General features: G+C 74.3%; 12 protein-coding genes, 2 pseudogenes and 1 riboswitch. Of the genes and pseudogenes, 8 read left to right on the top strand and 6 right to left on the bottom strand.

Going from position 1 to position 14,268, the window contains the following annotated elements:
- Positions 1 to 11 precede the first annotated feature (11 nt).
- Positions 12 to 1,412 carry an FAD-binding oxidoreductase gene (locus GVV04_RS08605; RefSeq protein WP_161686285.1) on the bottom strand — a complete coding sequence of 467 codons (1,401 nt, stop codon included), beginning with the start codon at positions 1,410 to 1,412 and terminating at the stop codon, positions 12 to 14.
- 35 nt (positions 1,413 to 1,447) lie between these two features.
- Between GVV04_RS08605 and GVV04_RS08600 the strand changes: the two genes are divergently transcribed.
- Complete coding sequence (locus GVV04_RS08600) at positions 1,448 to 1,720, top strand: DUF4031 domain-containing protein (protein ID WP_161686283.1); 273 nt, start codon at positions 1,448 to 1,450, stop codon at positions 1,718 to 1,720.
- Positions 1,721 to 1,962: 242 nt separating this feature from the next.
- On the opposite strand, the gene GVV04_RS08595 is transcribed toward GVV04_RS08600, so the two are convergent.
- Positions 1,963 to 2,625 carry an HD domain-containing protein gene (locus tag GVV04_RS08595; RefSeq protein ID WP_328822277.1) on the bottom strand — a complete coding sequence of 221 codons (663 nt, stop codon included), beginning with the start codon at positions 2,623 to 2,625 and terminating at the stop codon, positions 1,963 to 1,965.
- Positions 2,626 to 2,691: 66 nt separating this feature from the next.
- On the opposite strand from GVV04_RS08595, the gene GVV04_RS08590 reads away from it, so the two are divergent.
- Positions 2,692 to 3,951 carry an FUSC family protein gene (locus GVV04_RS08590; RefSeq protein WP_328822292.1) on the top strand — a complete coding sequence of 420 codons (1,260 nt, stop codon included), beginning with the start codon at positions 2,692 to 2,694 and terminating at the stop codon, positions 3,949 to 3,951.
- Between the two features lie 7 nt (positions 3,952 to 3,958).
- Here GVV04_RS08590 and GVV04_RS08585 read toward each other — a convergent pair whose 3' ends face one another.
- On the bottom strand, positions 3,959 to 5,230 hold the full coding sequence (locus GVV04_RS08585; RefSeq protein WP_161686279.1) for an aminotransferase class V-fold PLP-dependent enzyme: 1,272 nt from the start codon (positions 5,228 to 5,230) through the stop codon (positions 3,959 to 3,961).
- 47 nt (positions 5,231 to 5,277) lie between these two features.
- Positions 5,278 to 5,397: riboswitch (SAM riboswitch) on the bottom strand.
- Positions 5,398 to 5,421: 24 nt separating this feature from the next.
- On the opposite strand from GVV04_RS08585, the gene GVV04_RS08580 reads away from it, so the two are divergent.
- Positions 5,422 to 6,927: a PrsW family intramembrane metalloprotease gene (locus tag GVV04_RS08580; RefSeq protein ID WP_161686278.1), complete on the top strand. Its 1,506-nt coding sequence runs from the start codon at positions 5,422 to 5,424 to the stop codon at positions 6,925 to 6,927.
- Positions 6,928 to 6,955: 28 nt separating this feature from the next.
- On the opposite strand, the gene GVV04_RS32145 is transcribed toward GVV04_RS08580, so the two are convergent.
- Together GVV04_RS32145 and GVV04_RS08575 are read right to left on the bottom strand one after the other, a co-directional pair.
- Positions 6,956 to 7,123, bottom strand: coding sequence for a hypothetical protein (locus GVV04_RS32145; RefSeq protein WP_235965935.1), 168 nt, complete (start codon positions 7,121 to 7,123; stop codon positions 6,956 to 6,958).
- A 138-nt stretch (positions 7,124 to 7,261) separates the two neighbouring features.
- Positions 7,262 to 7,609 (bottom strand): GroES family chaperonin, encoded by a 348-nt coding sequence (locus GVV04_RS08575; protein ID WP_161686276.1) that lies wholly within the window; start codon positions 7,607 to 7,609, stop codon positions 7,262 to 7,264.
- A 141-nt stretch (positions 7,610 to 7,750) separates the two neighbouring features.
- Between GVV04_RS08575 and GVV04_RS08570 the strand changes: the two genes are divergently transcribed.
- Positions 7,751 to 9,109 (top strand): AI-2E family transporter, encoded by a 1,359-nt coding sequence (locus tag GVV04_RS08570; RefSeq protein ID WP_161686274.1) that lies wholly within the window; start codon positions 7,751 to 7,753, stop codon positions 9,107 to 9,109.
- Positions 9,110 to 9,205: 96 nt separating this feature from the next.
- Here GVV04_RS08570 and GVV04_RS08565 read toward each other — a convergent pair.
- Positions 9,206 to 11,401 (bottom strand): annotated as a pseudogene (locus tag GVV04_RS08565) (ATP-dependent DNA helicase); the annotation flags it as partial.
- Between the two features lie 104 nt (positions 11,402 to 11,505).
- On the opposite strand from GVV04_RS08565, the gene GVV04_RS08560 reads away from it, so the two are divergent.
- From GVV04_RS08560 to GVV04_RS08545, 4 genes and pseudogenes are all read left to right on the top strand, one after another.
- Positions 11,506 to 12,012: a DUF402 domain-containing protein gene (locus GVV04_RS08560; RefSeq protein ID WP_161686270.1), complete on the top strand. Its 507-nt coding sequence runs from the start codon at positions 11,506 to 11,508 to the stop codon at positions 12,010 to 12,012.
- A 103-nt stretch (positions 12,013 to 12,115) separates the two neighbouring features.
- Positions 12,116 to 12,451 (top strand): annotated as a pseudogene (locus tag GVV04_RS08555) (PPK2 family polyphosphate kinase); the annotation flags it as partial.
- 155 nt (positions 12,452 to 12,606) lie between these two features.
- Positions 12,607 to 13,233, top strand: a complete 627-nt coding sequence (locus tag GVV04_RS08550) for a DUF47 domain-containing protein (RefSeq protein ID WP_161686268.1) — start codon at positions 12,607 to 12,609, stop codon at positions 13,231 to 13,233.
- Positions 13,234 to 13,237: 4 nt separating this feature from the next.
- On the top strand, positions 13,238 to 14,245 hold the full coding sequence (locus GVV04_RS08545) for an inorganic phosphate transporter (RefSeq protein ID WP_161686266.1): 1,008 nt from the start codon (positions 13,238 to 13,240) through the stop codon (positions 14,243 to 14,245).
- Positions 14,246 to 14,268: the final 23 nt, after the last annotated feature.

Genomic DNA, 14,268 nt, shown 5'->3' with positions numbered 1-14,268 from the left:
GCGGGCCGGGCTCAGAGCACCTTTCCGGGGTTGAACAGCCCCTCCGGGTCCAGCGCCGCCTTGATCGCCTGGTGCACCCGGACGCCCACCGGGCCGATCTCCCGGGCCAGCCAGTCCCGCTTGAGCAGCCCCACCCCGTGCTCGCCGGTGCAGGTGCCGCCCAGTTCCAGGCCGAGCCGCATGATCTCGTCGAAGGCCCGCCGGCCCCGGTCCAGGCTGGCCGGGTCGGCGCGGTCGACCACGATGTTCGGGTGCAGGTTGCCGTCGCCGGCGTGTCCCACCACGCCGATCGGCACGTCGCACTTCTCGGCGATCCGGGCCACCCCGTCGAGCAGCGCGGCGAGCGAGCCCCGGGGGACGGCCACGTCGTCGATGATCAGCCCGCCGTTCCCGCCCGGGTACGCGTCGGCCGCGAACTTCTCCATCGCCGGGTGGGCCAGCCGGCGGGCCTGTAGCAGCGCCGCCGCCTCCGCCGCGTCGGTTGCCGCGTACACCTCGTCGGCCCCGGCTGCCTCGCACACCTCGGCGATCCGGGCCAGGTCCTCGGCGGCCCGCGACCCGGTGTCCACGGCGGCGAGCAGCAGCGCCTGCGCGTCGGTGCGCAGCCCCATCGGCTGGTACGCCTCGATCGCCGCCAGGTGGGTCCGGTCGAGGAGTTCCAGCAGGCTCGGGGTGAGCCCCTTCGCGGCGATCTCCGCCACCGCCGTGCCCGCCTCCGCCGTCGAGTCGAAGACGGCGACGAGGGTGAGCGACGCCTCCGGGGCGGGCCGCAGCGCGACGGTCACCTCGGTGACCACCCCGAGGGTGCCCTCCGAGCCGACGAAGAGGCGGGTCAGGTCGTACCCGGCGACGCCCTTGGCGGTGCGCCGGCCGGTGCGCAGCACCTCGCCGGAGGCGAGCACCACCTCAAGGCCGAGCACGTACTCGGTGGTCACGCCGTACTTGACGCAGCACATGCCGCCCGCGTTGGTGGAGACGTTGCCGCCGATGGTCGACGACTCCCACGAGCCTGGGTCCGGCGGGTAGTACAGCCCTTCCCGCCGCACCGCCCCGGCCAGCGTCGCGTTCACCACGCCGGGCTGGACCACCGCGATCCGGCTCACCGGGTCGATCTCCAGGATCCGGTCCATCGCCACGGTGCTCAGCACGATCGCGCCGTCCACCGCGTTCGCCGCGCCGGCCAGCCCGGTCCGCGCCCCCTGCGGCACCACCGGTACGCCGTACCGGGCCGCCGCCCGGACCACGCCGGCCACCTCGTCGGTGCTGCGCGGGCGGACCACCACCAGTGGCGTACCGGAGGCGCACAGGTCGGCCTCGTCCCGCTCGTGCATCCGGAGCAGGTCCGGGTCGGTCAGGACGGCGTCGTCGCCGAGCACGGCGCGCAGGTCGGCGAGGAGGGGTGAGGCAGCCATGCAGCAGAGGCTAACCTCCGGCTAGTTTGGCGGCCATGCTCTATCTCGACCGGCCCGCCTGGCCGGCGCGCGGGCGGCTCTGGTCGCATCTGATCAGCGACGTCTCGCCTGCCGAGCTGCACGCCTTCGCCGAGGCACTCGGCGCGCCCCGCCGCGCGTTCGACCGCGACCACTACGACATCCCCGCCGAGCGGTACGCCATGGCGGTGCACCTCGGAGCGCGAGTGGTCCCCAGCCGCGAACTGGTCCGCCTCCTGCGCGCGTCCGGCCTCCGCCGCCCCAAACACCTGACCCACCCCACCCCCTAACCCCATCCCCTAACCCCACCCGCTGCCCACTCGCCCTGCCGCCCCGCCCCGCCCGCCCCCGCCCGCCCCGCCCCGCCCCTGCCCTGTGCCCCGCCCCGCCCGCCCCGCCCCGCCCCGGCCTGCCCTGCCCTGCCCTGCCTCGCGATCTTGCACTGGCCGCAACTGCAAGATCGCGGGCGGCGGGCGGCGGGCCGCGGACGGGGACGGGGACGGGGACGGGGGAGGGTGGGGTGGGGCGGGGGTTAGTGGAGGGTGGTGAGTTCGCGGCGGAGGTTGGCGCGGGCCGGGTTTTCCCAGCGGGCGGCCAGGCTGGGCAGCCGGTAGAGGGTGGGCAGGGCCAGCAGGCCGTCGAGCACCCGGGCCCGCCCGGCCCGGAACGCCGGATTCGGCACGTGCGCGTACTCCCGGCGGACGGCGGCGGCGTACCGGTCGTACTCGTCGGGCCGACCGGCCAGCACGGCCAGGTCGGCGTCGCAGAGCAGCGCGCCGTCGCGGTCCCCGGCCGGGACCGCGTGCCCGGCGGTGAGCAGCACCAGCCGGCAGACCTCCGCCACCGCCCCGGCCGGCACCCCGACCCCGGTCAGCAGTGCGTCGGCGAGGTCGGCGCTGGCCCGCTCGTTGCCGTCCCCGTCGGCGCGCGGGTCGTAGACCGCGTCGTGGCACCAGGCGGCGAGCCGGACCAGGTCGGGGTCGTCGGCCAGTTCGGCGTGCGCGTCGACGACATCGAGGACGGCGGTCAGGTGCCGGACGGTGTGGTAGTGCCGGTGCGGTTCCCGCCACCGGGTCAGCAGGGTCGCTCCGGCGTCGGTCAGCGCCGGTGAGTCCCCGGCCCCGGCGCCCCGGGCCGCCGCCAGCCACCGGCCGATCAGCTTTGCCGCTCCCCGGCGGCCGTCCGAGTCCGTCACCCGTCCGAGTCTGCCGGAGCGGGCGAGGATTCATCGCCCTCACGGTGGGTAGTCCCCGCCATGGCCGTGGCCCGGGATCGCCGATCGTCGTTGCTGCGGCGCGCCGGCCTGCACGACGGTGTGGCCGACATCGACTCGGCGCGGGTCTCGGCGGCGATGGAGGAGCTTCGCCGGCGCAGCAAGGCCACCCTCCACGATCGGGTGCACCGGGTTCGGATGGCGATGGGCCTGGCCGTGCAGGCCGGGCTGGCCGCCGCGCTGGCCTGGGCCATCTCCCACCACCTGCTGGGCAATTCGCAGCCGGTCTTCGCGCCGATCTCGGCGGTCGGCGCCCTGGCCGCGTCGGTCGGTCAGCGGCTGCGCCGGACCGTCGAGCTGATCGTCGGGGTGGCGGTCGGGGTGTTCCTCGGCGATGTGCTGATCTACCTCGTCGGCACCGGGGGCTGGCAGCTCGGGCTGGTGGTGACGGCGTCCATCGTGCTGACCCTCTTCTTCGGCGGGAGCGTGTCGGTCGTCATCCAGGCCGCCGCCACCGCCGTGCTGATCGTCACGCTCAGCCCGTCCACCAAGGATCTGGAGATACCGCGCTTCATCGACGCCTTCGTCGGCGGCGGGGTCGCGCTGGTGGTGACGGCGATCCTGTTGCCGCTGAACCCGCTGCGGGTGATCAACCGGGCCGCCCGGCCCGCGCTGGACCTGCTCGCCGACCAGCTCGACGCCGTCGCCGAGGCGCTGCGCAAACGGGACCGGGACAGCGCCCAGCGGGCCCTGGAACGGCTCCGCGAGAACAAGGAGGAGCTGAGCACCCTCATCGAGGCGATAGAGGGCGCGAAGGAGACCAGCCTCCTCTCCCCGGCGCGTTGGCACCGGCGCAGCGAGCTGACCCACTACGCCGAGGCGGCCGACCCGATCGACCGCGCGATGCGCAACACCGGGACCCTGATCCGGCGTTCCGTGACGATGATCGAGGACGGTGAGCCGGTGCCGGAGCCGATGCCGGACGCGGTGGCCCACCTCGCCGAGTCGGTCCGCCTGCTCCGCCACGAGTTCGCCGTCGGGGCGGAACCGGAGCGGGCCCGGGAGCGCTCCCTGCGCGCGGTCAGCGAGGCCGGCCGGGCGTACGCGCAGGGGGTCGGGTTCTCCGGCAGCGTGGTGATCGCGCAGGTGCGCACCACCGCCAGCGACCTGCTGGTCACCTCCGGCATCGACCAGGAGGAGGCCAACCGGCTGGTCCGGATGTCCTTCGGCGAGCAGGAGAAGCCGAGCGTCGGCCCGGCCGAGAGCACGCCCGCCCCGAAGCCGCCCACGGCCCCGCCGCTGGGCTGAGGCGCGCTCAGCCCAGCTCGGCGAGGGCGGTGAGCAGGCTCTCGACGTGCTCCGGCGTGCTGCCCAGGCCGATGCTGGCCCGCAGGGCGGTCGGCGGCAGGTCCCGGTGCCCACTGCGCGCGGCGGCCTCGGTGAGCAGCCGGCGGGCCAGCGGGTGGGCGCAGAACAGCCCGTCGCGGACCCCGATGTCGTACCGGGTGGCCAGCTCCGCCGCGACCTCGGCCGAGTCCCGGCCGGCCAGCACGAACGAGACGATGCCCACCCGGGGCGCGTCCGGGCCGAAGGCGCGCAGCTCCACCACGTGCGGCAGGGCGGTCAGCCCGTCCCGCAGCCGGGCCAGCAGCGTCTGCTCGCGGGCGTGCAGCGCTTCCCGGTCCGCCCCGGCCAGCGCAGCGCACACCGAGGCGAGGGCGACCGCGCCGAGCAGGTTGGGGGTGCCGGCCTCGTGCCGGGCCGGGCCGCTGGCCCAACGCACGTCGTGGGTGGCGGCCCCGACGTGACTGGTGGCGCCCCCGCCGGCCAGGTACGGCGGGGCCGCGTCCAGCCAATCGCCTCGGCCGATCAGGACTCCCGCGCCGAACGGCGCGTACAGCTTGTGCCCGGAGACGGCCAGGTAGTCCACGTCCAGCGCGGCCACGTCGACCTGGGCGTGCGGGGCGAGCTGGGCGGCGTCCACCGCGATCCGGGCGGCGTGCCGGCGGGCCACCCGGGCCAGCTCGGCCACCGGCCAGCGCTCCCCGGTCACGTTGCTCGCCCCGGTCACCGCCACCAGTACGGGCGGGTTGGCGGTGGCGCCGCGGCGCAGCTCGGTCAGCGCCGCGTCCAGCGACCGGATCGCCTCGGCGGGGCCGGCCGGCATCGGCAGCCGAACCGAGCCGCGCGGCCAGGGCAGCAGGTTGGCGTGGTGCTCCCCGGCGAACGTCACCACCGTGGTCCCGGCGGGCAGGGCCCGGGCCAGCAGATTCAGCGAGTCGGTGGCGTTGCGGGTGAACACCACGTGGTCGCCGGCGCGGGCGCCGAAGAAGTCGCCGACCGTCTGCCGGGCCCGCTCGTACTCCAGCGTGCAGCGCCGCGACAGCGCGCCGGCGCCGCGATGCACGCTGGAGTACCAGGGGAGCAGCTCGGCCACGGCGTCGGCCGCGGCCCGCGCGCACGGCGCGCTGGCGGCGTAGTCCAGGTTGATCTGGCCCGGCACGCCGAGCACGTCGAGCGGCTGCGGCGACGCCGGCACGGTCCGTGCGGGCGACGGCGTGAGCGAGGGTACGAGGGTGACGGTCATGGCCCGACCTCCGGGTCCGGGGACCCCAGGTGACACCACCGGGACGGGGTCCGCGCTTGCCCAGCGCCGGACAGGGCTGGGCCCGGTCATCACCCGGGGCACCCCACCGCGAACTCGACGAGGGTTGCCGGCCAGCAAGCCGGGGCTTGACGCTGGCGCTCGTGACCTGACGACAGGATAACGGTCGACCGATGCGGCCGGAACGGTCGGTGGGGGATGACTACGCTGATGTAATGGCCGACACCCCGCCCGGCGGCGCCGCGTCGCCGTGGACCCCGCACGATCTCCCTCCGCAGCCCGGCGGGGCCGCCCCCCGGATGCCGCAGCGCTGGCCGAGCTGGCTGCGGATCCTGGTGGTGGTCCTGGTGGTGGCCGTGGCGGTGCTGCTGATCGCGGCGTGCGCGGTCTACATGCTCTACACGCTCGGCTCCAGCCTGGGGCCGCAGGCGCTGCTGATCGGCGTGATCGCCGCGATCCTGCCGGTGCCGGTGCTGGTTTCCTGCTTTCTGTGGCTGGACCGGTACGAGCCGGAGCCGTTGCAGTATCTGATCTTCTGCTTCGCCTGGGGCGCGTTCGTCTCCACGGCCGCCTCGCTGACCGTCAACCAGTTCTTCTCCCTCCGGTTCGCCGACTGGGGGCTGCCCGACGCGTTGACCGCGGTGCTGGTTGCCCCGTTCATCGAGGAGCTGACCAAGGCGCTCGGCCCGATCCTGCTGCTGATCTTCCGCCGCCGGGAGTGGTCCGGCATCACCGACGGCCTGGTCTACTGCGGGCTGTCGGCGGTCGGCTTCGCCATGGTGGAGAACATCCTCTACCTGGGCGGTTACGGCTACGCCTCGGGCGTCGAGGAGTACGGCCCGGCGACCGGGGCGCAGCAGGTCATCGCGATCTTCATCGTCCGGATCCTGCTGTTCGGCTTCGCCCACCCGCTGTTCACCTCGATGACCGGCGTGGGCCTCGGCATCGCCGCCCGGACCGCCGACCGTCGGGTGCGCTTCCTCGCCCCGGTCGCGGGCCTGCTGCTGGCGATGATGCTGCACGGCACGTGGAACCTGCTGCCGTCGCTGGCCCAGGCCACCGGGCAGGCGATGGTCGCCCTGTACGGCTACCTCGGGGTGATGGTGCCGATCTTCTTCGGCATGGTCGGGTTGGCGGTCTGGCTGCGCGGCTGGGAGGGGCGGCTGACCGAGCGCACCCTGCCCGACTACGTGCGGGCCGGGTGGCTGACCCCGCCTGAGGTGGCGGCGTTGGGCAGCCTGGGCCGGCGGCACGCCGCCCGGACCTGGGCCCGGCGGGTGGCCGGCGACGCGGGGCTCAAGGCGATGCGCGGGTACCAGTTCTCCGCCACCCGGCTGGCGCTGCTGCGCGACGGGATGCACCGGGGGCTGGACCGCAAGCCGGCCGACCGGGAACGGACCGCGTGGGAGGAACGGGAGCTGCTGGGCGCGATCACCGCGTACCGGTCGTTCTTCGTCGGCCGGGACCCGCAGGTGCCGGTCGGGAGCTGGGACGGTCACCGCTACCACCTGCGGTTCCCCGACGGGTCGCAGCGGCCGGTCGACGCCCCGGACGAGCCAGTGGTGCCGATCCCGGTGGTGCTCGCCCCGCCGCCGCCCCCGGCCCACCCGGGGCCCTACGGCCCGCCCGGCTGGTACGGCCCCCGCCCGGCCGCCCCCTGGCCGCCGGGCACCGCCTGACGGGGGCGGGTTCGGGCGGGTCGGCCGGTCAGGTCATCAGGCCGGTGAGGAAGTCGCCGATGCCCACGGCCATCGCCATCAGGCCCGCCCCGATCCCCTTGCACATCTGCGCCGCGCTGTCCGGCCGGAACGCCACGAAGTAGATCAGGAACGCGACGCTTCCCCAGAGGAGCACCTTCTTCACGAATACCGGCACGATCCCTCCCCAGGGCGCTGGACGTGCCTGGCTTCCCGTCGTCGGCAGCCGCAAACGACGCGCCGCCGACCGGGGGCGGGCGGCGGCGGAAGCCGGGACGGACCCGGGGGAGGAGTGCGGAAGGGCCTACCGGAGGCGTTACAGGTACAGGCCGGTGGAGCCGTTCGCCTCGGACTCGATCCGCTCGGCGGCGACGGCGTGCACGTCCCGCTCGCGCAGCAGGACGTACCCCCGGCCGTGCAGCTCGACCTCGGAGCGGTCGTCGGGGTCGAAGAGCACCCGGTCGCCGGAGACGATCGAGCGGACGTGCGGGCCCACGCCCACGGCGGTCGCCCAGGCCAGCCGCTTGCCCACGGCGGCGGTCGCCGGGATCACGATGCCGGCGGTGGAGCGGCGCTCACCCTCGCTGCCGTCCACCTTCACCAGCACGCGGTCGTGCAGCAGACGGATCGGCAGGCCGGAGTCGAGGTTCTGGTCGGCGGTCACGCCGGAACGGTACCGCGTCCGGCCGGGCCGCCCCGCTGGTGGTTACCGGGATGCGGCCCGGGGCAATGTGTGGCGGAACCGCCCTAGGCTGGGGCGACGGACGTATCCTGTCCCCCCTGTCCCCCGGGCAGGCTGTTCCTGATGCGGGAGGTGCGCTTGAGCCGCTTCGAGCGGGTACGCGGACGGCTCCGCCGCGCGTACGAGTCGAGCCGGGAGGCGGTGCGGCGGGCCCGCGCCGACCCGACCGGCCGGGCCGGCGGGCCGGCGGGCACCGCGGCGACGGCCGGCGTGGACTCTTCCGGGGAGGCCGGGGTGGCTTCCCCCACCTCGCCGGGCCCGGCGGCCCCGCCGTCGGCGACGGTGGTCGGGGCCGAGCCGCCCGCCACGATGCACAACTCCACCGCCAGCCGCGACGACGCCGACGTGCCGCACGGCCTGCGGATCGCCGCCGCCTGGTCGTGGCGGCTGATCGTCATCGGTGTGGTGTTCTGGGCGCTGCTGAAGATCGTCGCCACCATCAGCATCGTGATCATTCCGCTGGCCATCGCGATGTTGCTCTCGGCGCTGCTCGCGCCGGCCGTCGGCTGGCTGCTGCGGGCGCGGCTGCCCCGCTCGCTGGCCACGGCGGTGGTGCTGGTCGGCGGCCTGGCGGCCGTCATCGGCACGCTGACGCTGGTGGTGAACGAGTTCATCAAGGGCGTGCCGGAGCTGAGCAAGAAGTCGTCCGAGGGCGTCCGGCAGATCCAGGACTGGCTCAAGACCGGCCCGCTGCACGTGTCCGACAGCCAGCTCACCCGGTACATCGACGAGGCGCAGGCCTGGATCAACAACAACACCGAGAAGTTCACCAGCGGGGCCGTCTCCACCGCGGCGACCCTGGCCGAGGTGCTGACCGGCACAGTGCTGGTGCTCTTCGCCACCTTCTTCTTCCTGCGCGACGGCAGCCGGATCTGGCGCTTCCTGGTCCGGCTGCTGCCGGTGGCCGCCCGGTGGAAGGTCGACGACGCCGGCCGGGCGTCCTGGGAGACCCTGGGCGCCTACGTCCGGGCCACCGTGCTGGTCGCGTTCATCGACGCGGTCGGCATCGGCGCCTTCCTGGTCGCCTTCGACATCCCGTTCGCGTTCCCGCTGGCCGCGCTGGTCTTCCTCGGGGCGTTCATCCCGATCGTCGGGGCGGCGCTGTCCGGCGTCGTCGCGGTGCTGGTCGCGCTGGTCGACAGCGGCCCGGTCACCGCGCTGATCATCCTGGGCGTGGTGATCGGCGTGCAGCAGGTCGAGGGACACATCCTCCAGCCGTTGATCATGGGCCGGGCGGTGGCCATCCACCCGCTCGGGGTGATCATCGGCATCGCGGCGGGCGTGGTGCTCGCCGGAATCACCGGGGCGCTGGTCTCGGTGCCGCTGATCGCGGTGCTCAACACGGCGGTCCGCCGGCTCGCCGCGCGTACCGTGCCGGACACCCCGCCGGACGCCGTGGTGGTCGCCGCGAAGGCGCCCTGACAGCCCCGCCGAGCCACCGGGCCCGTCCCCGCCGCCGCGCGGGGACGGGCCCGTCTCTCGTGGGGCGCGTGCGTCAGGACCAGTCGGGCGCGTGCGTCAGGATCGGCCGAGGCGTTCCAGGGCGCCCCGGGCGATTTCCGGGCGGGTGGTGTACCAGAACGGGGGCAGCGAGCGGCGCAGGAACGGGCCGTAGCCCCGAGCCGTCTCCAGCCGCGAGTCGAGCACCGCGACCACGCCCCGGTCCCCGGTGGCCCGGATCAGCCGGCCCACCCCCTGGGCCAGCCGGACGGCGGCGATCGGCACGCTCACCGCGGCGAAGCCGGAGCTGCCGCCCGCGTCGACGGCGGCGGCGCGGGCCGCCGCGAGCGGCTCGTCCGGGCGGGGGAAGGGCAGCCGGTCGATCACCACGAGCTGGCAGGCGTCGCCCGGCACGTCCACGCCCTGCCACAGCGACATCACCCCGAACAGGCAGCTCGACCGCTCCTCGCGGAACCTCCGGACCAGCAGCGGCAGCGATTCCTCGCCCTGGAGCAGCACCGGCAGGTCGGTCCGCGCCCGCAGCAGCTCCGCCGCCTGCTGCGCGGCCCGCCGCGAGGAGAAGAGCCCGAGGGTACGGCCACCGAGCGCGCCGACCAGCGCCAGCAGCTCCTCGCCGGCCGCCTCGGGAAGCCCGGAGACGCTGGGGCGGGGCAGGTGCGCGGCGACGTACAGGATGCCCTGCCGGGCGTAGTCGAAGGGCGAGCCGACGTCGAGCGACCGCCAGCCCGGCCCCTCGGTGGCCGGGACGGTGCCGGTGGTGGGCCGGCTGCCCGGCGCGGCGGCGACCGGGGCGGCACCGGGCGGGGCGTCACCGCGGGCCGTGGCGACGGCCAGCGCGGCGGCGGCCGGGGACGGTGGGGTGGGCGGCGGCGCGTCCAGCCCCAGCGCCCGGGCCACCGTGTCGAACCGGCCGCCCAGCGCCAGGGTCGCCGAGGTGGCGACGACGGTGCGCTCGTCGTAGAGGTGGGTGGCGAGGGTGCCGGCGACCGAGAGCGGGGCCACCACCAGCGCCCGGCGGCTGCCGTTGTCCGACTTCTCCACCCAGGCCACGTCGTGCTCGGCCTCCTCCAGCAGCCGCTGGGTGGTGGTGGACAGCTCGTCCAGCACCGCCTTGGCCTGTTGCTTGCGCACCGGGTCCGGGTCGTCGGACTTGACCTCGCCGATCGTGTCCAGGGCGGCCCGGGTGGCCGCGTCGAGCAGCGTGCACGCCTCGCGCAGCGGCCCCGGCAGCCCGGCGGTGAGCCGGCCCGCCGGCACCTCGGCCAGCCCGGCGGCGAGCGTGCCGCCGGCCTCGGTGAGCCGCTCGGCGACCTCCGGGCGCAGCAGCGGGCGGGCCCGCCGGACGGACCGTTCGATCAGCTCCGGCACCAGCTCGGCCTGGGCGGCGGAGGAGACCCGGTCGGCCAGCTCGTGCGCCTCGTCCACGATGAGCAGCTTGTGCGGCGGGACGATGTGCCGCCCGGCGAGCATGTCGACGGCGAGCAGGCTGTGGTTGGTGACCACCACGTCGGCCTCGCGGGCCCGGGCCCGGGACGCCTCGGCGAAGCACTCCGCGCCGAACGGGCAGCGGGACGCCCCGACGCACTCCCGGGCCGGCATCGAGACCAGCCGCCACGCCTGGTCGTCGACGCCCGGGTCCAGCTCGTCGCGGTCGCCGGTGTCGGTCTCCAGCGCCCAGTCCCGCAGCCGCTGGACCTGCTTGCCCATCCTGCCGGCCTCGCCGAGCCACTTCCCGCCCCCGCCGCCGGCCCGGGGCTCCACGGCGTCGAAGAGGGTGTCCGTCGGCTCGTCCTCGGTCGAGTTGTCGAGCCGGGCCAGGCAGAGGTAGTGGTGCCGCCCCTTGAGCACCGCGAAGGTGGGCCGGCGGCCGAGCAGCGGCTCCACCGCGTCGGCGAGCCGGGGCATGTCGTGCTCGACGAGCTGGGACTGCAACGCCAGGGTCGCGGTGGACACCACCACCGGGCCGTCCACGGTCAGCGCCGGGGCCAGGTACGCCAGCGACTTGCCGGTGCCGGTGCCGGCCTGCACGAGCAGGTGTTCGCGGGAGGTCACGCACTCCTCGATCGCGGTGGCCATCTCCTGCTGGCCGGGGCGGGCCGCCCCGCCGGGGACCGCGCCGACCGCCGCCGCGAGCAGCTCCCCGGCGCTCGCCCGCTTCCCGCGCCGCCGGGATGCGCTGCGGGGGAGGGCGGAACCGGGAGCGATGCGCGGCGGAGTCACCGTGCGACGGTACCCGCCGGGGCCAACGCCGGGCGCGCCCCGCCCCGCGTGGCGGGGTCACCCTACGGAATCCCACGAACCGCATCCCGTTACTTCTCCCGCGCGACCGATGGGCGGTATCGACTAGGGTGCGACTCATGCCGAGCGACGTGGTCCGCGTGATCTACCGCAAGTACGACGGCAGCGCCCACCGCGACTACCCGGCCCGCCGGCTCGCCGAGGACGACCTCGGCGTCTGGCTCGGCGTGCGGGCCGGCACCGAGTCGGTCTACCACGGCCGGCCCTCGGTGGAGCAGATCCCCTTCGTGCTGCTGGTGCCGCGGCACGCCTGGTGGACGGGGATGTTCAACCCGCCGCCGCGGACCAGCGAGGTCTACTGCGACATCACCACCCCGGCCCGGTGGGAGGGCGACGACACCGTCCACCTGGTCGACCTCGACCTGGACGTGGTGCGCCGCCGGGGCACCGGGCTGGTCGAGCTGCGCGACGAGGACGAGTTCGCCGAGCACCGGGAGCGCTTCGGCTACCCGACAGACCTGGTCGCCGAGGCCGAGGCCGCGTCCCGCCGGCTGCTGGTCGCGCTCGGCGACGGCAGCGAGCCGTTCGCGGCGTCGTACCGGAAGTGGCTGGCCCTGGTGGTCTGAGCCCGCCCGGCGGCCGGGGCGTGACCCGCACCCCTCGGGCGCTCGCCGGGCGGGCGGGGGCGGGGTGGGCGATGATCCGGGGATGGACGCGTTCGGTGCCGGGGTGGCCCTGGTCAAGGTGATGCTGCACATCTCGTACGCCGAGCAGGGGGAGCGGCTGTCGGAGCGGCTGAGCGACTCGGCCAAGCACTGGAAGTACAACCCGAGCGACCTGGACTCCCGGGCCCGTTGGGACGACTACCAGGCCGCGTACGCCGAGGCCCTCCAGCGGTGCGTCACGGACGCCGCGCCCTGGTACGTGGTGCCCGCCGATCGGAAGTGGTACCGCGACTGGGCGGTGGCCCACCTGCTGCGGGAGACGTTCGGCGACCTGGATCTGGGGTATCCGCCGGCGGACTTCGACGTGGCGGCGGAGCGTAGGCGGTTATACGACGATTGACCGGGTCAAGGTGAACGACAGGTGAACGACCAGTAAATGGCGGCTGGCCGAGGGTGGGCCGAGGATTTCGTGGTTCTGCCGTTTCCTAGCATTCCCACTGCAGGCACCCTCCGGGGCGTCCGCCGCCCTTCCACCGACACGACGAGGTCCAGGCTGTGAAGTTTTCCTTCCGCCCCACCGAGGGCGCCTTCTACGAGCTCTTCACCAGGGCCGCGCAGAACTTGGTACGGGGCACGGCGCTGCTGAACGAGCTGGCCCTGCCCGGCGTGGACGTGCAGTCGGTCAGCGAGCGGCTCACCGAGGTCGAGCACGACAGCGACCAGATCACCCACGATCTGTACAAGAAGATCAACTCCACCTTCATCACCCCGTTCGACCGCGAGGACATCTACCGCCTGGGCTCGCTGCTCGACGACGTGATGGACCACCTGGAGGCTGTGGGCAACCTGCTCTACCTGTACGGCCTGACCAAGCTGCCGTCGCTCCCGCGCGAGCTGCACGATCTGGTCAACGTGCTGGACCAGCAGGCCAAGCTGACCGCCGAGGCGATGCCCCGGCTGAAGTCGATGAAAGATCTTGAGGACTACTGGATCGAGTGCAACCGGCTGGAGAACGACGGCGACCAGGTGTACCGGATGCTGCTGGTCCGCCTCTTCTCCGGCGAGTACGACGCCCTGACGGTGCTCAAGATGAAGGAGGTCGCCGACGAGCTGGAGGCGGCCTGCGACGCCTTCGAGCACGTGGCGAACACCGTCGAGACCATCGCGGTCAAGGAGTCCTGATCCTGTGAGTCCCGAACTCATCGCCGTGCTGGCGGTGATCGCGGTGGCCCTGCTGTTCGACTACACCAACGGCTTCCACGACGCCGCGAACGCGATCGCGACCAGCATCTCCACCCGCGCCCTCACCCCCAGGATCGCGCTGGCCCTCGCCGCGGTCGGCAACTTCGTCGGTGCGCACTTCGGCGCGGGCGTCGCCAAGACCGTGGGCGAGGGCCTGGTCACCCTGCCCACCGGGCTGGCGAGCCTGGGGGTCGTCTTCGCCGGGGTGCTCGGCGCGATCGCCTGGAACCTGATCACCTGGTACTTCGGCCTGCCGTCGTCGTCCTCGCACGCGCTCTTCGGCGGCCTCGTCGGGGCGACCCTGCTGGCCACCGGCGGCGTGGTGCAGTGGACCACCATCGGCGAGAAGGTCATCCTGCCGATGGTGATCTCGCCGATCATCGGCCTGACCCTGGGCTACCTGCTGATGCTGGCGATCCTCTGGGCCTTCCGCAAGGGTCACCCGGGCAAGCTCAACCGGGGCTTCCGCTGGGCGCAGACCGCCTCGGCGGCGGCCATGTCCGTCGGCCACGGCATGCAGGACGCCGCGAAGACCATGGGCATCGTGGTCCTCGCCCTCTACACCGGCGGCTTCCAGAGCGACACGAGCCACATCCCGGGCTGGGTGTTCTGGACCTCGGCGACCATGCTCGCGGCCGGCACCTACACCGGCGGCGCGCGGATCATCCGGACCCTGGGCCGCAAGATCATCGACCTGGGCCCGCCGGAGGGCTTCGCCGCCGAGACGGTGGCCAGCGCGGTGCTCTACTTCAACGCCCTGGTGCTCAAGGCCCCGATCTCCACCACCCACACGATCACCTCGGCGATCATGGGTGTGGGCGCCACCAAGCGGCTCTCCGCCGTGCGCTGGAACGTCGCCGGCAACATCGTGATCGCCTGGGTCATCACGTTCCCGGCCGCGGCGCTGATCTCCTGCATCACCTACCTGCTGGTCCGCCCGCTCTTCGGCTGACAGCCGGGTTCGGAGGGGCTCCC

Source organism: Micromonospora rubida, from assembly GCF_009908295.1.
Taxonomy (GTDB): domain Bacteria; phylum Actinomycetota; class Actinomycetes; order Mycobacteriales; family Micromonosporaceae; genus Micromonospora; species Micromonospora rubida.
The sequence above is the reverse complement of the archived record's forward strand: the minus strand, read 5'-3'. Positions and strand labels throughout refer to the sequence as shown.